Raw genomic sequence first — 19,286 nt, 5'->3', positions numbered from 1 at the left:
AGGCTCCTTGCGCAGGACCTTGCCTAGCCCGCTACCCCGAACTCCGCCAGGGCATCGAGCAGTGCGTCCCGGAAATAGCTGAGTGACGCCCGGTCGAAGAGGATATGCAAGGTCGCCAACTCGGCCACCGGAGGATTGATCACGATGACGTTGATCCGCGCCGCCGAGGTCTGCGCCACGGCCCCCGGCCCGAAGGCCTGTGGGCGCAGGTCGACCGCGCAGATTTTCGCCATCACCTCGGCCACCCGCTCGCCGCTCAGTTGCAGCCAGGCGTGGCTGTCCTGGCGTGGCAGCAGGTAGTTGGCGTGATGATCGAGTTCCCAGCGGGCTTCCTCGTCGGCAATTCTCAGGCCCTGGTCCCGGGGGCTGCCCAACAGCAGGTACTCGCTGGCCGACAGGCTGATGACCTGGCTGCCATCCTCCTGGGTGACACAACGGTTGGGCCGGTCCGGCAGGCTGAAGCCGCTCGCCTGTAGATAGCGGGCGCTGTCGCGGCCGCGAAAGCCGACCCGCGGCAGGTCGGTCAGGTCGTTCAGCGTGTGGCTGGGCAAGGTGGTCACGATGCGCTCGTGCGCGGCGAAAATGGACATGAGTCAAAGCCCCTGGCGCAGGTTTTCGGGATCGAAGAAAGGCAGTTTCACCACCGTGGCCATGACCACGATCGCGCCTTCGACGCGGATCGGAAGCTGCTGCCCCGGCTCGCTCTGGCGGGCCCCGGCATAGGCCAGGCCGATGATCCGGTCGAGGCTCGCGGAGTACTCGCAGGAGGTGACATTGCCGCTGATGTCCGTACCGTCGAGGACCAGGTGGCCCTCCAACGGCTGCGGGCTGCCCTTGGGCAGGGTGAAACCGACCAGCTTGCGCTTGAGTGGCTGGGCCTCGAGGATATCCAGCGAGCGCCGACCGACGAAGAACGGCTTGCTGCGGCTGACCGCCCAACCCATGTCGATCTCCGCCGGATGGGTCATGCCGTCGGTGTCCTGGCTGATGATCACATGACCTTTTTCCAGGCGCAGCAGGCGCTGGGTTTCGACGCCAAAGGGCCGGATGTCGTGGGCCTGGCCGGCCTCGATCAAGGCATCCCACAGGGCCAGGCCATGGCGCGCCGGGACGTGGATTTCATAACCCAGCTCGCCGACGAAACCGACCCGCAGCAACCGCGCCTTGATCCCCGCGACAGTGCCCTGGCGCACTGCCAGGTAAGGGAAACCTTCAGCGCTCAGGTCGAGGTCCGGGCAGAGCTGTTCCAGGACCTTGCGTGAGTCGGGCCCGGCCACGTTGACCGCGCAGAGGGCCGCGGTGACGTTGGCGATATCCACATCCAGGCGCCACTGGGCATTCCACTTGAGCATCTGCTGGTAGATACGGTCGACGCCACTGGTGGTGGCGGTGACGTAGAAGTGCTGCTCGGCGAAACGCGCGCAGACGCCGTCGTCGATCACCGCGCCCTGTTCGTTGGTCATCAGCGCATAACGCGAGCGCCCCACCGGTTGCTTGAGAAAGGCGAAGGTGTACATCCGGTTCAGCAGCTCGGCGGCATCCGGTCCGCGGATATCGAGGCCGCCGAGGGTCGAGACGTCGATCAGGCCGACCTTGCCGCGCACGTGGCGGGCCTCCTCCTGCATACAGCGTTCGCGGTCTTCAGCCTTGCCGTAGTACGCCGGGCGTTGCCAGATGCCGGCCGGCATCATTTTCGCGCCGGCTTCCAGGTGACGGCGGTGCATCGGTGTCTGCCGGTAGGGATCGAAGGCGCGGCCGGCCACATGGGCCAGCTTCTCCGCGACGAAGGGGGGGCGCGCCGTGGTCACGCCGGTTTCGCTGATATTGCGCTGGGTCGCGGCCGCGACCAGGCGTGCGGTCGGCAAGGCCGAATGGCGGCCCTGGGACGGCCCCATGCCGACGGTCGAATAACGTTTGACCAGTTGCACGTCGCGGTAGCCGATTTTGGTCGCGTTGATGATATCGCGCACCTGCAGGTCCTCGTCGAAGTCGACGAAGTCCTTGCCCTTGGGGTGCGGGAAAATCGGCCAGTCGAAGTTCACCGGGGTTTCCCGCGCATAGCTCGCCCGCTCGGCGCCGACGTCCAGGCCCAGCGCCCTGGCCGCATCGAGCCCGGCATTGGCACCGTCGGCCAGGACGTTGTCCAGGCCATGGCGAGCGTTGGCCGAGCCGGCGACGCCGAGGTTGGCCGGCAGGCCGCTGAGGTTGAATTCGGCCTTCTGGTCGTCGTAAGCCAGCTTGCCACCGGCCTGGCAGAGCAACTGGTAAACCGGCATGTAGCCGGCGGACATGCACAGCAGGTCGCAGTCCAGGCGCAGGCCACTGTCGCTGACCAGGCCCTGGCCGATGATGCTGCGCACCTCGACGCCGTTGATGTGGCGCAGGCCCTTTTCATGCAGCGCTTCATAGACCGTGCTGCCGCTCAGGTGGGGGATCTGGCGTTGTTCCAGGGCGCTGGACAGGGCCGGGTCGGCGTCGTTGCGCAGGTCCACCAGGGCTGCGACCTCGACGCCCTGGTCGTGCAGGTCGAGGGCGGTGTAGTAGCCGTCATCGTTGCCGGTCAGGACCACCGCGCGCTGGCCCGGTTTGACCGCGTAGAGCTTCATCAGGCGTTGCGCGGCACTGCACAGCATCACGCCGGGCAGGTCGTTGTTGCGGAAAATCACCGGCTGGTCGAAGGCGCCGCTGCACACCAGGCACTGGCGGGCACGGACCTTGTACATGCGCTTGCCCTGGATCACCGGCAAGTAGTTGTCGGTGAACCAGGCGTTGCAGGTGGCCTCGCTCAGCACGCGGATATTGGCATGGCCAAGCACCGCCTCGAGCAGTTCCCGGCGCAGTTGCTCGGCACGGCTGCCGGCGATATCGAAGCGCGCGTAGGCGAGGGCACCGCCGAGCACCGGTTGCTGCTCGATCAGCAGCACCTGGGCCCCGCAGTTGGCGGCAGTCAGCGCCGCTTGCAGGCCGGCGGGACCGGCGCCGATCACCGCCAGGTCGGTGAACAGGTAGGCCTTGTCGTAGTACTCGGGCTGGAAGGTCAGGTCGAGCACGCCGAGGCCGGCTTTCTTGCGAATGATCGGCTCCCAGACTTTCCACATGCCCTTGGGCTTGTAGAAGGAACGGTAATAGAAACCCACCGGCATGAATTTGGAGAACTTGCCGAGGTAGGCGTCGCGGTCGTTGTCCAGGGAACCGTTGAAATTCTGTCCCTGGACCTCCAGGCCGGCCTGCAGTGGATGGGCATCGGCCAGCACATTGGGTTCGCGGGGCAGTTGCACCAGGCTGTTGGCATCCTGCCCGGCCATGGTCAGCGGGCCACGGGGACGGTGATACTTGAAGGAGCGCGAGAGCAGGAAGCGACCGTTGGCGAGCAGGGCGCTGGCGATGCTGTCGCCCTTGAGACCCTGGTAGGCCTTGCCGTCAAAGCTGAAGTCCAGCGGCTGGTCGCGGTCGATCAGCAGGCCCATGGGGGCGGGCAAGCGGTTGGAGGCGTTCATCCGGCAATCTCCGGGGACTGAGGTGAGCTGAAGTCGAGCCGCGCGGTGAACAGTTCCTTGGCGTCGAAGGTGCGGATGATCTCGTCGCTGACGGTGTGGCGCTCGGCCAGGAACCAGTAGCTGGAGGGCGTGTGCATCCACCACTCGCGGACCACGCCGGCGCGGTTTTCGCAGTTGAAGACATAGTCCGCCCATTCGGCATCGCTGCAGGTGCCCGGGTCCGGCATCGGCTTGAATTCGCCGCCGTAGGTGAACTCAGTGATATTGCGCGGCCCGTTGAGCGGGCAATCGAGGATTTTCATTGTCAGCGCTCCGTTAGTGGCTGGCCGCCGTGGCGCCCATTTCGTTGACTTGCTGGAAGGTGCTGAAACGTTCGAGGCCGAACGGCTTGATCAATTCCGGCACCCGGCCGCCGCTGGCGACCAGCTCGGCCATGGTCTTGCCGCAGATCGGCGTGGCCTTGAAGCCCCAGGTGCCCCAGCCGGCATCCAGGTAGTAATTTTCCACCGGCGACAGGCCCATGATCGGGCTGTAGTCCGGGGTCATGTCGGTGATCCCGGCCCACTGGCGCATCAGCTTGGCGTTGGCCAGGAACGGGAACATCTCGATGGCGTGGGCCAGCAGGCTTTCCTTCAGGTCCAGGGTCGAGCGGCTGTTGAACAGCGGGTAGGGGTCGGAACCGCCACCGAACACCACTTCGCCGCGGCTGGTCTGCTGCACGTAGCAATGCAGCGCCGAGGAACTCACCAGCGGATCGAGGAACGGCTTGAACGGCTGGGTCACCATGGCCTGCAATGGGAAGGTCTGGATCGGCGAACGGATCCCGGCCTTGGCCATCAGCAGCGAGCTGTGTCCGGCGATGGCCTGGACCACGCAGCCGCACTGCACGGTGCCGCGATTGGTCTTTAGCGCGCGGATCCGGCCGTTGTCGATCAGCAGGTCCTGGACCTCGGTGAGCTGATGGATCTCCACCCCGCGCTTGGCCGCCTGCTTGGCGTAGCCCCAGGCCACGGCGTCATGCCGCGCGGTGGCGCCGTCGATATGCCAGAGCCCGGCCAGCACCGGCAGGTGGCCGGGGTCGAGATTGAGGCTGGGCACCAGTTCGCGAATCTGCTGGCGGTCGATCATTTCGGTGCGGCCGCCGAAGTGCTTGTTGACCTCGGCGCGCTGGCGGAACGAGCGCACCGTCGCATCGGTGTGGGCCAGGGTCAGTTGGCCGCGCTCGGAGTACATGATGTTGAAGTCGAATTCGTTGGACAGGTTCTGGAACAGCTTCACCGACTCGGCATAGAAGCGCACGCCCTCGCTGGTCAGGTAGTTGGAGCGGATCACTGCGGTATTGCGCGCGGTGTTGCCGCCCCCCAGGTAGGCCTTCTCCAGCACGGCGATATTGTTGATACCGTGGTAGCGCGACAGGTAGTAGGCGGTGGCCAGGCCATGGCCGCCGGCACCGATGATCACCACGTCATAGGACGGCTTGAGTTCGCACGGTGGCGGTAGGTCGACGTCCACCGGGTATTCGGCGCTCAGTCCGTATTTCAATAGATTGAATGGCATACGGCCTCCGATTGGCTGCGTTGCGCCCGCTGTTGCCGGCGGGCGGCGATCACGGTGTTTTTCATCAGGAAGGCGATGGTCATCGGGCCGACGCCACCCGGCACCGGGGTGATCGCCGAGACCTGGGGCAGGGCGCTGGCGAAATCGACATCGCCGACCAGGCGGCTGCCGTTCTCGGTTTCAATCCGATTGATCCCCACATCGATCACCACCGCCCCCGGTTTCAGCCAACTGGCGTCGATCAGCCCGGCGCGGCCGACGGCGGCAATCACGATATCGGCCTGGCGGCACAGCGTCTGGGCCTCGCGGCTGCGCGAGTGGAGCACGGTGACCGAGCAATCGGCCTTGAGCAGCAGGGCTGCCATGGGCTTGCCGACGATATTCGAGCGGCCGATCACCACCGCATGCTTGCCGCGCAGCTCGCCACAGGTTTGTTCCAGCAGGTGCAGGCAGCCGCTTGGAGTACAGGGGGCGAGCACATCGCGGCCCTGGCTGAGGCCGCCGACGTTTTCACTGTGGAAACCGTCCACGTCCTTGCGTGGATCGATGGCTTCCAGGGCGCGCAGCTCATCGATCTGCGCCGGTAGCGGGAGTTGCAGGAGGATGCCGTTGATCGCCGGATCGTCGTTCAGGCCCTTGATCAGGTTCAGCAGTTGCTCGGTGCTGGTGTCGCCGGGCAGGCGATGTTCCTGGGAGCGAATGCCCACCTCGTCGGCGCGCAGGATCTTGTTGCGCACATAGACCTGGCTGGCCGGGTCGCTGCCCACCAGGATCACCGCCAGTGCCGGTTGCACAGCTTGTGCGAGCAGGTCGTCGACTTCACGGCGAACCTGTTCCAGGACTCGTGCCGAAGCGACCTTGCCATCTATCAGTCGGGGTGTGTTCACCGGAAGATCACCGTTCTGTCCTGGTTGAGGAAAACCCGGTGCTCGAGGTGGTACTTGACCGCCTTGGACAGGGCCACGGTTTCGGTATCGCGCCCGGTCGCCACCAGGTCATCGGGGCGGTACACGTGGTCGACCCGCTGCACCTCCTGCTCGATGATCGGCCCTTCGTCGAGGTCGCTGGTGACGTAGTGGGCGGTGGCGCCAATCAGCTTCACCCCGCGCTGGTAAGCCTGGTGATAGGGCTTGGCACCCTTGAAGCCGGGCAGGAACGAATGGTGGATATTGATCGCGCGGCCCGACAGCTGGCGGCACAGATCGTCGGAGAGAATCTGCATGTAGCGGGCCAGGACCACCAGGTCGGTGCGGGTGTCGTCGATGATGGTCATCAGTTCGGCTTCCTGGCGGGCCTTGCTGTCCTGGGTCACCGGCAGGTAGATGAAGCGGATGCCTTCGCGCTCGGCCATCGGCCGCAGGTCCAGATGATTGGAGACGATGGCGGTGATGGTCATATCCATCTCGCCCTTGTGGTAGCGGTAGAGCAGGTCGGTGAGGCAATGGTCGAACTTGCTCACCATCAGCAGCACGCGCATCGGCTGGCGGGTGTCGTGCAGTTCCCAGGTCATGTCGAAGGCCTTGGCCACGTCGACGAAGCCGGCCTTGAGCGGCTCGATGGCGGCAGCCAGGCCGTCATTGAAGCGGAACACCGCGCGCATGAAAAACTTGCCGCTGAACTCGTCGTCGAATTGCGCCATCTCCCCGATGTAGCAACCGTTGTCCGCCAGGTAAGTGGTGACGGCGGCGACGATCCCGGACACCGCCGGACAGCTGATCTTGATGATGAAATGGTTTTTGTCGTGTTGCATGACGCGTCCTCGGGAGGGTGGCGGCAGCTCATCGCAGGGCGATAAAAAACAACGTTGAAGCCAGCTTCATTCGTGAAGCTTTTTTTCTTATGGGGAATAAAATATTCCCAATAACGGCTTTATAGGGGAAATGCGCGGGGGACGTCCAGAGGTTTCTGAAAGTTTTTTAACTGGCAGGAAATAGCGCCGGCACGACGCCGCTTCAGGCAGTCGTGCGTGGAGAGGGATCAGGGGAGGGGTTATTCGCGGTCGTTGCCGTAGTTCATGATCGACAGCAGGCGGATCGGCACCTGCACCAATTGCTCGGGACCGTGGGGCACTTCACCTTCGAAGGTCAGGCTGTCGCCGGCCTCCATGCGGTACAGCTGATTGCCATGGCGGTAGATCAGTTCGCCTTCGAGCAAATGCAGGAACTCGGTGCCGGGATGGGAGAAGGTCGGAAACTCCTCGCTGGCGTCATCCATGCTGACCATATACGCCTCGAAGCTCTTCTTCGGCCCGCGGGTATGGTTGAGCAGATGGTAGGTGTGGCCTTTCTCCGTGCCCCGGCGCACCACTTCCATACCCTGGTCGGCCTTGACCAACAGGGCACTGCCGCCCTGCTGGTCGTACTGGCTGAACAGCTTCGACATCGGCAACCCGAGCACGTCGCACAGGCGGCTCAGGGTGTCGAGGCTGGTGGACACCTGGGCGTTTTCGATCTTGCTCAACATGCCCTGGCTGATGCCGGCAATCTTCGCCACATCGGACAGTTTCAGATCCTGCGCCAGGCGTTGGCGCTTGATCTGCATGCCCAGGTACTGCTCCAGCTTGAGACGCGGTTCGAGCTCGTTCGGCATATTCATCGGGACCTGCACGGTTTCTGTTCAATAATATTAGTTTCGCACTAGGAAAGTGCAAGGTGGCAACCTGCACGGTCCACCACTGCGGTGTATTCCCACAGGGAAAACAATTTTCCCATATATACAGCACAAATGCGCGGTCACTGATGCCGCACTTCGGCAAGACGGGACTTGGCAAGGGCTTTGCATTCCTGAAGAGAAATTAACTTTCTTCTGCGGAATAAAGAAGGTTGAGAGCGTCAACTCCATCCCTAGCGCTTTGCCTTTTCACGAGGAGTGAAGACCCCATGTTGCCAGCAGAAACCCAGCGCCTCATCGACAAGCACGGGATCAAGTACGTGCTTGCGCAATTTGTCGATATCCATGGCGCGGCGAAAACCAAATCGGTGCCGGTGTGCGGACTCAAGACGGTGGCGGAAGAAGGCGCCGGATTTGCCGGTTTCGCCATCTGCGGCATGGGTATGGAGCCCCACGGTCCGGACTTCATGGCCCGTGGCGATCTGTCGACCCTGACCCCGGTGCCCTGGCAGCCGGGGTATGGCCGCGTGGTCTGTGTCGGGCATGTCGACGGCCAGCCGCATCCCTATGACAGCCGCTATGTCCTGCAACAACAGGTCCGGCGCCTGCAGGACAAGGGCTGGACCCTCAATACCGGCCTGGAACCGGAGTTCAGCCTGTTGCGCCGCGACGCCGCGGGCAAGCTGCAAGCGGTCGACGCCAGCGACAACCTCGACAAGCCCTGCTACGACTACAAGGGCCTGTCGCGTTCCCGGGTGTTTCTCGAGCACCTGACCGAAGCGCTGCAAGCGGTGGATTTCGAGGTCTATCAGATCGACCACGAAGACGCCAACGGCCAGTTCGAGATCAACTACACCTACAGCGATGCCCTGACCTCGGCCGACCGCTTCACCTTCTTTCGCATGGCCGCCGGGGAGATCGCCAACGACCTGGGCATGATCTGCTCGTTCATGCCCAAGCCCGATCCGAAGCGCGCCGGCAACGGCATGCACTTTCACCTGTCGATCGCCAGCGCCGAGAACAAGAACCTGTTCCATGACGCCAGCGACCCGAGCGGCATGGGCTTGTCGAAGCTGGCCTATCACTTCGCCGCCGGCCTGCTCGCCCACGGCCCGGCGCTGTGCGCCTTCGCCGCGCCGACGGTGAACTCCTACAAGCGGCTGGTGGTGGGCAACTCGCTGTCCGGCGCGACCTGGGCCCCGGCCTTTATCGCCTTCGGCGCCAACAACCGCTCGGCGATGGTCCGCGTGCCTTACGGGCGTCTCGAATTCCGCCTGCCGGATGCCGGCTGCAACCCTTATCTGGTCAGCGCCGCGATCATCGCCGCCGGACTGGATGGCATTGATCGCCAGCTGGAAATCGATCACGTCTGCAATGAGAACCTCTACAGCCTGAGCCTGGAACAGATCGCCGCCCGGGGCATCAAGACCTTGCCGCAATCGCTCAAGGAAGCCTGCGATGCCCTCGAAGCCGACCCGCTGTTCGCCGAGGTCATGGGTGCGGAAATCGTCGGCGAATTCATCAAGCTCAAGCGCATGGAGTGGGTGGAATACAGCCGTCACGTCTCCGACTGGGAAATCCAGCGCTACACCGAATTTTTCTGACTCCGTGTTTTGACAAGCATTCGGCTACCCGCTATGGCGCCGGGTGTTCACTGCCTCCGAAGGAGACTTGATATGTGTGGAATCGTAGGTCTTTACCTGAAAAATCCGCAGCTGGAATCCCAGCTCGGCAAGCTCTTTGAACCGATGTTGCAGGCCATGACCGATCGTGGCCCGGACAGTGCGGGCTTCGCCATTTACGGCGATGAAGTGGCAGACGGCTGGGTCAAGCTGACCTTGCAGGCGACCACCGAAGGCTTTGCCTGGAAAACCCTGATGGGCGAACTGGAAGGGCGTCTCGGCTGCTCGCTGGACTGGTTTCAGAATGCCAGCGCCGCCGTGCTCAAAATCCACGCCGAGGAAGCCCCGGTACGTCTGGCCCTCGCCGAACTGGCGCCGAGCGTGCGGATCATGAGCGCCGGACAGAGCATCGAAATCCTCAAGGGCATGGGCTTGCCCCAGGAGATTTCCCGACGTTTTGGCCTCGCCGGCATGAAGGGCAGCCACATCATTGGCCACACCCGGATGGCCACGGAAAGCGCGGTGACCATGGAAGGTAGCCACCCGTTTTCTACCGGCGCCGACCTGTGCCTGGTGCACAACGGCTCGCTGTCCAACCACTTCCGCCTGCGTCAGGAACTCAAGCGCGAAGGCATCCACTTCGAGACCGACAATGATACCGAAGTGGCCGCCGGCTACCTGACCTGGCGCTTGCAGCAGGGCGACTCGCTGAAAGAGGCACTGGATCATTCGCTGGAGGATCTGGACGGCTTCTTCACGTTCGCCATCGGCACCCGTAACGGTTTCGCGGTGATCCGCGACCCGATCGCCTGCAAGCCGGCGATCCTCGCCGAGACCGACGACTATGTCGCCATGGCCTCCGAATATCAGGCGCTGTCGAGCCTTCCGGGCATCGAACACGCCAGGGTCTGGGAGCCGGCGCCGGCCACCATGTACATCTGGGAACGCGAGTCAGCTCAAGGAGCGCACCTATGAAAACTATCGATCTTTCCACTGCCAGCGTGCGTGAACTCAACCAGGCGCTGCATGACCAGGCCCATCAGGTCGAAGACCGCGAATGGCGGGTGACCCATTCCAACGGCAAGCACAACCTCGCGGTGGGGGTGAACCAGGCCGTGTCCATCGATATCCAGGGCCATGCCGGTTACTACTGCGCCGGGATGAACCAGAAGGCGAGCATCACCGTGCACGGCAATGCCGGTGTCGGGGTCGCCGAGAACATGATGTCCGGCATGGTCCGGATCAAGGGCAGCGCCTCCCAGGCGGCCGGCGCCACCGCCCATGGCGGCTTGCTGGTGATCGAGGGCGATGCCGGGGCCCGCTGCGGGATCTCGATGAAGGGCATCGATATCGTGGTCGGTGGCAGCATCGGCCATATGAGCTGCTTCATGGGCCAGGCCGGACGCCTGGTGGTGTGCGGCGATGCCGGCGATGCTCTCGGCGATTCGCTCTACGAAACCCGTATCTACGTCAAAGGCAGCGTGCAGTCGCTGGGTTCGGACTGCGTCGAGAAAGAGATGCGCGCCGAGCACTTGGAGGAATTGCAGGAGCTGCTCAATCGCGCCGGTTTCGCCGAGTCGCCGGCGAGCTTCAAGCGCTATGGCTCGGCCCGTCAGTTGTACAACTTCAAAGTCGATAACGCGTCCGCGTACTGATCCACGCGAGGAGAACTGCCATGAGCGACCCTGTTAACCCAAAAGCCGCTACTCCGGTGCTGCGTGAGTCCGCCACCTTCGACCGCCTGACCATCCAGGAAATCCAGCGTGCCGCCGAGACCGGTATCTATGACATCCGTGGCGGCGGCACCAAGCGCAAGCTGCCGCACTTCGATGACTTGCTGCTGCTCGGTGCCAGCGTCTCGCGCTACCCCCTGGAAGGCTATCGGGAGAAGTGTGGGACCGACGTGATTCTCGGCAACCGCTTCGCCAAGAAGCCGATCCACCTGAAGATTCCGGTGACTATTGCCGGCATGAGTTTCGGTGCGCTGTCGGCCAATGCCAAGGAAGCCCTGGGCCGCGGCGCGACCATTGCCGGGACCAGCACCACTACCGGCGACGGCGGCATGACCCCGGAAGAGCGCGGGCAGTCGCAGCACCTGGTCTATCAATACCTGCCGTCGCGTTATGGCATGAACCCGGATGATCTGCGCAAGGCCGATGCCATCGAAATCGTCCTGGGGCAGGGCGCCAAACCGGGCGGTGGCGGCATGCTGCTGGGCATGAAAGTCACCGAGCGCGTGGCCGGCATGCGCACGCTGCCGATTGGCGTCGACCAGCGTAGCGCCTGCCGTCACCCGGACTGGACCGGCCCGGACGACCTGGCGATCAAGATTGCCGAGCTGCGCGAAATCACCGATTGGGAAAAACCGATCTACGTGAAGATCGGCGCCAGCCGGCCGTATTACGACGTCAAGCTGGCGGTCAAGGCCGGTGCCGATGTGATCGTCCTCGACGGTATGCAAGGCGGTACGGCGGCGACCCAGGAAGTGTTTATCGAACACGTGGGCATCCCGATCCTGCCGGCCATTCCCCAGGCGGTCCAGGCGTTGCAGGAGATGGGCATGCATCGCAAGGTGCAGTTGATCGTCTCGGGCGGGATTCGCAACGGCGCCGACGTGGCCAAGGCCATGGCGCTGGGCGCCGATGCGGTGGCGATCGGCACGGCGGCGTTGATTGCCCTGGGCGACAACCATCCGCGGCTGGACGAGGAATTGAAGAAGATCGGCTCGGCGGCCGGCTTTTACGATGACTGGCAGAACGGCCGTGACCCGGCGGGGATCACCACCCAGGACCCGGAGCTGTCCAAGCGCCTCGATCCGGTGGAGGGCGGGCGGCGCCTGGCCAACTACCTGCGGGTGCTGGTGCTGGAGGCGCAGACCATGGCGCGGGCCTGTGGCAAGTCGCACCTGCATAACCTCGATCCGGAGGACCTGGTGGCCTTGACCGTGGAATCGGCGGCCATGGCCCGGGTGCCGTTGGCCGGTACCTCGTGGATTCCGGGCTCGGGGTACTGAGCCGGATCTTGAATACGCTGCAAAACCTGTAGAAGCCAGCTTGCTGGCGATGAGGCCAGTCAGACTTGCATCGCCTGAACGGTCGCCATCGTCAGCAAGCCGGCTCCTGCAAGGGTCGCATTCAGCCAGGCGCCGCGGAGTAGGGCGGCGTTTATATCTTCCATTATTCGAAGAGGCCCCAAGGCCCGTCCACGCTCACATTGCTCGCTGCCAGACACTTTCCATTCCCTTTGCAGGAGCTTCAACAATGGTCAATCGTCTACCTGGCAAGTCCCTGTTATTGCTGTTGGCCCTCGGTGCCCTGGCACCCCTGGCACAAGCAGCCGACGCCCCGACCCTCAATACCGGCAGCAGCGCCTGGATGATCACCGCGGCGGTGCTGGTGCTGTTCATGTGCCTGCCGGGCCTGGCGCTGTTCTACGGCGGCCTGGTCCGGGCGAAAAACATGTTGTCGTTGTTCACCCAGTGCTTCGGCGTCGCCGGTCTGGTCGGCGTGTTGTGGGTGATCTATGGCTACAGCATGGTGGTCGACACCACTGGCATGGTCGAAGGCCAGGTGACCTTCAACAGTTTCGTCGGCGGCCTGAGCCGGGCCTTCCTGGCCGGGATGAAGCCCGACAGCCTGGTGGGCGATATCCCGGAAGGGGTGTTCGTGACCTTCCAGATGACCTTCGCCATCATCACTCCGGCGCTGATTGCCGGGGCCTTCGCCGAACGCATGAAGTTCTCCGCGGCGCTGCTGTTCATGGCGGTCTGGTTCACCCTGGTCTACGCACCTGTCGCGCATATGGTCTGGGGCGGTTCCGGGGCCTTGATGCACAACTGGGGCGTGCTCGACTTTGCCGGCGGCACCGCGGTGCATATCAACGCCGGTGTCGCTGCCCTGGCCGCGTGCCTGATCCTCGGCAAGCGCAAGGGCTACCAGAACGAGCCGATGCCGGCGCACAACCTGAGCCTGACCATGGCCGGCGCGGCGATGCTCTGGGTCGGCTGGTTCGGCTTCAACATCGGTTCCGGCGGCGGTCTCAACGGGCTTTCGGGGATCGTCATGCTCAATACCCAACTGGGTGCCTGTGCCGGCATTCTCGGCTGGATGTTCACCGAATGGTTCAAGGTCGGCAAACCCAGTGCCTTGGGCCTGGCCAGCGGTGCCTTGGCCGGTTTGGTGGGGATCACCCCGGCCTGCGCCTATGTCGGCGTCGGCGGTGCCCTGGCCATCGGTCTGCTGTGCGGGGTGTTCTGCTACCTGAGCGTGACCGTGCTGAAACGACGTTTCGGCTATGACGACAGCCTCGATGTATTCGGCCTGCATGGCATCGGCGGTATGATCGGCGCGGTGTTGACCGGGGTGTTCTGCGTGCCGTCGATGGGCGGCCTGGTGGACGGCGTGACCCTGGGCGGGCAGGTCCTGGCGCAGCTCAAGGGCGTGGCGCTGACCACCGCCTACTGCTTTGTCGTCAGTTGGGTGATTCTCAAGGTGATCAAGGCGTTGATCGGCTTGCGTGCCGATGAATCGGTGGAAGAGATGGGGCTGGACCTGGCCGAGCACAATGAGCGGGCTTACAACCATTGAGCCTTGACCCGGTGTGCCGGTCGATGGCCGGTTGCCGGTGAAACGGTGTAACGGCTGAAATCGTATCGCCGGCAAGCCAGCTCCTACAGGGACCGAGTCACACCGAAAACTCTCGGCGCGCCCCGAACATTGTGGGAGCGGAGCTTGCCCGCGAATAGGCCCTTGAGCCTTGCGCCGTCCGCAAGGACAGTGCAATAGCCCGCGTTTACCGGGTTTGCTGCAACTGCGTGGCAATCACGGTGTTCTTCAGCAGATAGGCAATGGTCATCGGCCCGACCCCGCCCGGTACCGGGGTGATGGCGCTGGCCACCAGCCGCGCGCTGGCATAATCGACATCCCCGACCAGGCGGGTGCCGGTCTCGGTTTCAATCCGATTGATCCCCACATCGATCACCACCGCCCCCGGCTTGAGCCAGCTGGCGTCGATCAACTGCGGGCGGCCCACGGCCGCGACCACGATATCCGCCAGCCGGCACAACGCCGGCGCGTCAACACTGCGCGAGTGCACCACGCTGACCGAGCAGTCGGCCTGCAGCAGCAGGGTCGCCATCGGCTTGCCAACGATATTCGAGCGGCCGATGACCACCGCGTGCTTGCCGCGCAGATCGCCACAGGTCTCCTGCAGCAAACGCATGCAGCCACTCGGGGTGCAGGGTGTCAGCACTTCGGCGCCGTGGACCAGGCCGCCGACGTTTTCCCGGTGAAAGCCATCGACATCCTTGAGCGGGTCAATGGCCTGGATCACGGCATGTTCTTCGATATGCGCCGGTAACGGCAGTTGCACCAGGATGCCGTTCACCGTCGGATCGGCATTCAACCCGGCAATCAGTTGCAGCAGTTCGGCCTGGCTGGCACTCGCCGGCAGGCGATGTTCCAGCGAGCGGATACCGACTTCTTCGGCGCGCAGCAATTTGTTGCGCACATAGACCTGGCTGGCCGGATCGTCGCCCACCAGGATCACCGCCAGCGCCGGGAAAATGGCTTGCCGGGCCAGGTCCGCGATCTCCTCACGGACTTCATTGAGCACCTGGGCGGCGATGGCCTTGCCGTCGATGTCGCGGGCCGGTGCAAGGGTAGAGTTCATCGAATGCGTCACCATGGTCTGGATAGAGGAAAGAGTGGGCAGGCGTCTTGTCCCAACAGGGATCTTGGAGACGCCGCCAAACTTGGAGCCCGCTTGCTGGCGATAGCGGCTGAGCAGGCGATGCAAGGCTCGCTGGCCCCATCGCCAGCAAGACGGCTCCTACAGGGATCGGGTTCAGCCTGGACGGCCGGTAGCGCCAGCCAGGTCATTTGGGTTATTCAGGTCGCTCAGGCCACCAGGCGGTGGCAGAAATATACCACCAGTACGCCAGCGACCAGTGTGACATAAGGCAACACACCTGCGCGTTTGAGTCCGGCATCGGCCTGGATATGCAGGTCGGTCAGCATCGCTTCCGGGAAACGCCCCTTGTCCTGCCAGTAATGGCGCACGACAAACACCGGAATGATCAGCAGTGCCAGCAACAGGCCAGTGAACAGGGTCCCGGCGCCCCAGATATCCGCGCCCAGCCCCATGCACGCGAGGTTGACGAAGCTCAGCAGCGCGCCGGCCGCCAGCAACAGGGTCGGCGCCTTGTACGGCCGGGCCCAGTCCGGGCGGTCCAGGCGGTGGATCCAGCCGGCGTTGAGGTTGAGGAAGTTGAAGATGATGTAGCTGACATTGGACGCGGCGAGGACGAACACATAGTCGGACATCAGCAACAGCAGCATATTGAACGTCAGGTCGGTCCACATCGCCGCCGTCGGTGCGCCGTGTTCATTGGTCCGTCCCAGGTACTTGGGCAACCAGCCGTCCACCGAGGCCTGGTACAGGGTGCGCGAGGAGCCGGACATCGAGGTCATGATCGCCAGCAGGGTGGCCAGTATCAGCATGATCAGCACGATATTGGCCACCAGCTTGCCGCCGCCGATGCTGTCGGCCATCACCTGGCCAACACCCATGCCGCTGTAGATCGCCGGCGACAGCAGGCCGCTATAGACGGCGGGGCTGACCACGGCGCCGCTGGCATCGAGCACCGCCGGGGTGACCAGTTGGCCGAGCCCGAGGCTACCCTGGAAAGCCAGCGGTACCAGGGTGAAGACCAGGATGCAGAGCAGGCCGGCATAGAAGATCGCCTTGAAGGTGTCGCGCTTCGGGTCCTTGAATTCCCGGGTGTAGCACACCGCGGTCTCGAAGCCGTAGGTCGACCAGGCGGCCATGAACAACCCGCCGGCCATCAGTGACCAGCCGGACATATCCCAGGGCCCGTCGATCACCTGCCCGGCGGCGTCATGCGCCAGCGGGAACAGCGGCAGGAAGTTGACCCGCGCCGCGTCGCCGGTGAGCAACGGCACCACGCCCACCAGCAACAGCGGAATCAGCGAGGTGGCGCCGAGCACCAGGGTCAGCCGCGCCGAACGGAGGATGCCGCCGTGCTGCACGGCGAACACCCCCAGCAGGATCAGCAGGCCGATGCCGAAGGTGGCGTTGATGCGCAGCGACAGGCCGCTCTTGACCCAGCCCAGGTCGAGCAGGGTGAACTGCCAGGTATTGATCAGCGCGTCCGCCGGAAACAGCGCGGTAAGGATATAGCCGGCGGCCAGGCCCGAACCGATGGCCAGCACCGGCGACCAGGCCAGCCAGTTGCACCACACCGAGACCGGGGCGATCAACTTGCTGTAGCGAACCCAGGCGATGGCCCCGTAGACCGAGGCACCGCCGGACTTGTGCGGGAACAGCCCGGCGATTTCGGCGTAGGTGAAGGCCTGGATAAAGCCGAACAGGATCGACACGATCCAGACGATCCAGGCCGGTTTACCGACGGTGGCGGCAATCGCGCCGATGCTGAACAGCACCAGCGCGGGGACGCCGCTGGCGACCCAGAAGGCGCCGCGCCAATCGATCTTGCGGTGCAGGCTGCCGACCGCGGCGGTGGCCGGCGGTACGGTCTCGAACGTCGTCGCTTCCATTTTTGTATTCCCATGTCTGAGTGGAGGGGCATTGGGCAGTCAAAGTCAGTTGGCGTAACCGTTCGTTCTTTCGATCAACTGCGCACCCGGCTCTTGTCCGGGTCGTAGAAAATCGCCGGCGTGACCGTGGCGCTGATGCGCTTCTGCTGGCCATCGACCTTGCCGACCTCAAGCTCCGTGCCGATCTCGGCGCAGGCCACATCGACCCGACAGAGGGCGATATTGCTGCCCAGCAGGGGTGAGCGGCAGGCGCTGGTGATCACGCCGACCTGGGCCCGGCCGCGATAGACCGGATCGCCGTGGTGGGCGCCTTCGTTGCCGCTCAGTTGCAGGCCGACCAGCTTGTGGCTGGGGTGGGCACTGCGCCGTAGCAGCGCTTCGCGACCGATGAAGTCGTCGGTCTTGCTCTTCAACGGCACGCTGAACCCGATTCCCGCTTCGAAGGGATCGGTCTGGTCGCTGAACTCGTAGCCGGCGAAGATCAGCCCGGCTTCGATGCGCAGCATGTCCAGGGCTTCCAGGCCCAGGGGGACGATGCCCAGGGGCTGGCCCAACTGCCAGATCCGGTCCCAGACCCGCCCGGCGTCTTCGGGCTGGCACCAGACCTCATAGCCCAGCTCGCCGGTGTAGCCGGTGCGGGAGATCATCAGCGGGCAACCGTCGTAGCCGTCCAGGCGACCCACCAGGAAGCGGAACCAGCCGAGGCTTTCCAGGTCCGGCTGGGTCGGCGGCGTCCAGACCATCTGCCTGAGCAGTTCACGGCTCAGCGGACCCTGCACCGAGAGGTTGTGGATCTGCTCGCTGGCCGACTTGACCCAGACCTTCATGCCCAGCTTCGCCGCCTGTTCGCGCAGCCAGGTGCCGGCATAGTCCTCGCCGCAGATCCAGCGGAAATTATCCGGGCCCAGGCGCAGCAGGGTGCCGTCGTCGAGCATGCCGCCGTGTTCATGGCACATTGCCGAATACACCACCTGGCCGACCGCCAGGCGCCGCACGTCGCGGGTCAGGCAGTACTGCAGGAGGGCCTCGGCATCCGGGCCGAGGATCTCGAACTTGCGCAGGGCGCTCAGGTCCATCACCGCCACCCGCTCGCGACAGCCGAGGTACTCGTCGATGGCGCCGAAACCGTCGTAGCGCAGGGGTAGCCACCAGTTGCGGTAGTCGATGAAGCTGCCGGCCAGGCGGCTGGTGCGGCTGTGAAAGCCCGATTCACGGGTCAGGATCGGGTCGGCGTCGGCCGTGGTTCGAGTGCTCATGGCGATGGAAAAACGCTCCTGTTCGCTGTAGACGCGGATATGGATATCGGTCGGGTTCCAGCCATTGGCCGGGTCGATGTCGTCGGGGCACGAGGAGCTGCCGCAGACCAGGTCGGTCATGGCCTTGAGCAGCACATAGTCACCGGGGCGCGACCAGGGTTCGTCGAGGGTCATCTGCTGGTGGGCGTCGATCGCGGTGTTGAAGAAGAAGTTGATCGCCGGCCAGCCACTGCGCGTCTTTACGCCATGGTGGGCGAGGGCGCGGCTGAGGTTGTCGCTGCAGTTGTCGTGCCCGAAATAGCCCTGGCTCTCGTAATAACGGGCGGTGCAGGCCAGGGCGAAGGCGTCGTGGCGACCGACGGTGTCGCGGACCACTTCGAGCATGGGCTGCATCTGCCGGTCGAAGAACTTCGAGAACAGCCCCGGCGCCGGGTAGGCACTGCCGTTCAGGGTGCGGGTGACGGTCTGGTCGAGGTCCAGTTCCAGGCCGCGATCCAGGGCCCGCCGGTCGAAGGCGACAAAGTCCGAGCATTGCCGGCCGGCGACATCCAGAACCTGGATATATTGGCCCTTGGCGACGTGGTAGCCATGGGCGCTGCCGGCGCGCACGGTGAACTCCTCGACCAGTTCGCCCAACGGCTCGGGCAGTTCGGGCAGCCACAGCGGCGACGGATTGGCCCGCTCGACCACCAGGCGCAGCTCGCTGGGCCGGTATTGCCGGTCGACGGCGTGGGGGCCGGCGGGGGCGGCGACCAACACCAGCAATGCTTCACTGGCGACAAAACGGCGACTGTGCCCGGCTTCGCTGTCGTCGCCCCAGAGTGAGGCGGCGCGTGGCAGTGAGCGCGGATCGACAGCGCGCTTGTGCAGGGCCTGGAGGATGCGTCGGCTGTGCAGGCTCGGTTCGGCCAGGCGCCCGGCGATGAATTCGCCGCCTGGCGTGGCGGCCAGTGCCCATTGCGCCAGGGCGCTGTGGCCGTTGGCGGCAAGGGCCAGCAGCTCGCAGGGTTGCAAGCCTTCGATATCGATCACCTGCAAGGTATCGCCAGGTTCCAGGGCCACCAGGCTCAGACCGCCGGCGTCCACCCGGTAGCGCTCCAGCGCCGGTGCGCGGGCAAACAGCCCGGGCTCCCGGGGTTGCGAAACACGTGGTGCGTGCATGCCGTG

At 64.3% G+C, this 19,286-nt stretch carries 15 protein-coding genes; 5 read left to right on the top strand and 10 right to left on the bottom strand.

All coding sequences use genetic code 11. The features are described 5' to 3' along the window. Window positions 1-23 precede the first annotated feature (23 nt). The 7 genes from M5B96_RS09275 to M5B96_RS09245 form a co-directional block, all read right to left on the bottom strand. A complete protein-coding gene (locus M5B96_RS09275; RefSeq protein WP_248796380.1) occupies window positions 24-590 on the bottom strand; it encodes a sarcosine oxidase subunit gamma in 567 nt (188 codons plus the stop codon). Window positions 591-593: 3 nt separating this feature from the next. After that, window positions 594-3,497 carry a 2Fe-2S iron-sulfur cluster-binding protein gene (locus M5B96_RS09270; RefSeq protein ID WP_248796379.1) on the bottom strand — a complete coding sequence of 968 codons (2,904 nt, stop codon included), beginning with the start codon at window positions 3,495-3,497 and terminating at the stop codon, window positions 594-596. After that, window positions 3,494-3,799: a sarcosine oxidase subunit delta gene (locus M5B96_RS09265; protein ID WP_248796378.1), complete on the bottom strand. Its 306-nt coding sequence runs from the start codon at window positions 3,797-3,799 to the stop codon at window positions 3,494-3,496. The genes M5B96_RS09270 and M5B96_RS09265 overlap by 4 nt, the downstream gene beginning before the upstream one ends. A 13-nt stretch (window positions 3,800-3,812) precedes the next feature. Continuing rightward, the gene (locus tag M5B96_RS09260) at window positions 3,813-5,054 is read right to left on the bottom strand and encodes an FAD-dependent oxidoreductase (protein ID WP_248796377.1); all 1,242 of its coding nucleotides are present in this window, start codon (window positions 5,052-5,054) and stop codon (window positions 3,813-3,815) included. Further along, window positions 5,036-5,941: a bifunctional methylenetetrahydrofolate dehydrogenase/methenyltetrahydrofolate cyclohydrolase FolD gene (gene folD / locus M5B96_RS09255; protein ID WP_248796376.1), complete on the bottom strand. Its 906-nt coding sequence runs from the start codon at window positions 5,939-5,941 to the stop codon at window positions 5,036-5,038. Before folD (M5B96_RS09255) ends, M5B96_RS09260 begins: the two co-directional genes overlap by 19 nt. After that, complete coding sequence (purU, locus tag M5B96_RS09250) at window positions 5,938-6,804, bottom strand: formyltetrahydrofolate deformylase (protein ID WP_248796375.1); 867 nt, start codon at window positions 6,802-6,804, stop codon at window positions 5,938-5,940. Before purU ends, folD (M5B96_RS09255) begins: the two co-directional genes overlap by 4 nt. A 239-nt stretch (window positions 6,805-7,043) precedes the next feature. Beyond that, complete coding sequence (locus tag M5B96_RS09245; RefSeq protein WP_191487591.1) at window positions 7,044-7,649, bottom strand: helix-turn-helix domain-containing protein; 606 nt, start codon at window positions 7,647-7,649, stop codon at window positions 7,044-7,046. 284 nt (window positions 7,650-7,933) lie between these two features. Between M5B96_RS09245 and glnT the strand changes: the two genes are divergently transcribed. The 5 genes from glnT to M5B96_RS09220 all read left to right on the top strand — a co-directional run bounded on the left by glnT (window position 7,934) and on the right by M5B96_RS09220 (window position 13,872). Next, complete coding sequence (glnT, locus tag M5B96_RS09240) at window positions 7,934-9,268, top strand: type III glutamate--ammonia ligase (RefSeq protein ID WP_248796374.1); 1,335 nt, start codon at window positions 7,934-7,936, stop codon at window positions 9,266-9,268. A 72-nt stretch (window positions 9,269-9,340) separates the two neighbouring features. After that, the gene (locus M5B96_RS09235; protein ID WP_248796373.1) at window positions 9,341-10,261 is read left to right on the top strand and encodes a class II glutamine amidotransferase; all 921 of its coding nucleotides are present in this window, start codon (window positions 9,341-9,343) and stop codon (window positions 10,259-10,261) included. Then, the gene (locus tag M5B96_RS09230; RefSeq protein WP_248796372.1) at window positions 10,258-10,941 is read left to right on the top strand and encodes a protein glxC; all 684 of its coding nucleotides are present in this window, start codon (window positions 10,258-10,260) and stop codon (window positions 10,939-10,941) included. Before M5B96_RS09235 ends, M5B96_RS09230 begins: the two co-directional genes overlap by 4 nt. A 20-nt stretch (window positions 10,942-10,961) precedes the next feature. Further along, window positions 10,962-12,299, top strand: coding sequence for an FMN-binding glutamate synthase family protein (locus M5B96_RS09225; RefSeq protein ID WP_103495374.1), 1,338 nt, complete (start codon window positions 10,962-10,964; stop codon window positions 12,297-12,299). A 247-nt stretch (window positions 12,300-12,546) separates the two neighbouring features. Then, window positions 12,547-13,872 (top strand): ammonium transporter, encoded by a 1,326-nt coding sequence (locus tag M5B96_RS09220; RefSeq protein ID WP_248796371.1) that lies wholly within the window; start codon window positions 12,547-12,549, stop codon window positions 13,870-13,872. A gap of 205 nt (window positions 13,873-14,077) precedes the next feature. Here the strand turns inward: M5B96_RS09220 and folD (M5B96_RS09215) are convergent, their stop codons facing one another. The 3 genes from folD (M5B96_RS09215) to M5B96_RS09205 form a co-directional block, all read right to left on the bottom strand. Further along, a complete protein-coding gene (gene folD / locus M5B96_RS09215; RefSeq protein ID WP_248796370.1) occupies window positions 14,078-14,956 on the bottom strand; it encodes a bifunctional methylenetetrahydrofolate dehydrogenase/methenyltetrahydrofolate cyclohydrolase FolD in 879 nt (292 codons plus the stop codon). Window positions 14,957-15,183: 227 nt separating this feature from the next. After that, on the bottom strand, window positions 15,184-16,863 hold the full coding sequence (locus tag M5B96_RS09210) for an APC family permease (protein ID WP_248796369.1): 1,680 nt from the start codon (window positions 16,861-16,863) through the stop codon (window positions 15,184-15,186). Between the two features lie 74 nt (window positions 16,864-16,937). Continuing rightward, the gene (locus M5B96_RS09205; protein ID WP_248796368.1) at window positions 16,938-19,280 is read right to left on the bottom strand and encodes a DUF1989 domain-containing protein; all 2,343 of its coding nucleotides are present in this window, start codon (window positions 19,278-19,280) and stop codon (window positions 16,938-16,940) included. Window positions 19,281-19,286: the final 6 nt, after the last annotated feature.

The sequence above is a fragment of the Pseudomonas sp. MWU13-2105 genome (assembly GCF_023242315.1).
In the GTDB taxonomy this organism is placed as follows: domain Bacteria; phylum Pseudomonadota; class Gammaproteobacteria; order Pseudomonadales; family Pseudomonadaceae; genus Aquipseudomonas.
Note: the sequence above shows the minus strand (reverse complement) of the source record. Positions and strands in the feature narration are given on the sequence as shown.

Excerpts from the sequence above, each read along its gene's own strand:
- M5B96_RS09245 (WP_191487591.1), bottom strand. The coding sequence starts at position 7,649 with ATGAATATGCCGAACGAGCTCGAACCGCGTCTCAAGCTGGAGCAGTAC.
- M5B96_RS09205 (WP_248796368.1), bottom strand. The coding sequence starts at position 19,280 with ATGCACGCACCACGTGTTTCGCAACCCCGGGAGCCCGGGCTGTTTGCC.
- M5B96_RS09230 (WP_248796372.1), top strand. The coding sequence starts at position 10,258 with ATGAAAACTATCGATCTTTCCACTGCCAGCGTGCGTGAACTCAACCAG.
- glnT (WP_248796374.1), top strand. The coding sequence starts at position 7,934 with ATGTTGCCAGCAGAAACCCAGCGCCTCATCGACAAGCACGGGATCAAG.
- M5B96_RS09235 (WP_248796373.1), top strand. The coding sequence starts at position 9,341 with ATGTGTGGAATCGTAGGTCTTTACCTGAAAAATCCGCAGCTGGAATCC.
- M5B96_RS09260 (WP_248796377.1), bottom strand. The coding sequence starts at position 5,054 with ATGCCATTCAATCTATTGAAATACGGACTGAGCGCCGAATACCCGGTG.
- M5B96_RS09270 (WP_248796379.1), bottom strand. The coding sequence starts at position 3,497 with ATGAACGCCTCCAACCGCTTGCCCGCCCCCATGGGCCTGCTGATCGAC.
- M5B96_RS09265 (WP_248796378.1), bottom strand. The coding sequence starts at position 3,799 with ATGAAAATCCTCGATTGCCCGCTCAACGGGCCGCGCAATATCACTGAG.
- purU (WP_248796375.1), bottom strand. The coding sequence starts at position 6,804 with ATGCAACACGACAAAAACCATTTCATCATCAAGATCAGCTGTCCGGCG.
- M5B96_RS09225 (WP_103495374.1), top strand. The coding sequence starts at position 10,962 with ATGAGCGACCCTGTTAACCCAAAAGCCGCTACTCCGGTGCTGCGTGAG.
- M5B96_RS09220 (WP_248796371.1), top strand. The coding sequence starts at position 12,547 with ATGGTCAATCGTCTACCTGGCAAGTCCCTGTTATTGCTGTTGGCCCTC.
- folD (WP_248796370.1), bottom strand. The coding sequence starts at position 14,956 with ATGAACTCTACCCTTGCACCGGCCCGCGACATCGACGGCAAGGCCATC.
- M5B96_RS09275 (WP_248796380.1), bottom strand. The coding sequence starts at position 590 with ATGTCCATTTTCGCCGCGCACGAGCGCATCGTGACCACCTTGCCCAGC.
- M5B96_RS09210 (WP_248796369.1), bottom strand. The coding sequence starts at position 16,863 with ATGGAAGCGACGACGTTCGAGACCGTACCGCCGGCCACCGCCGCGGTC.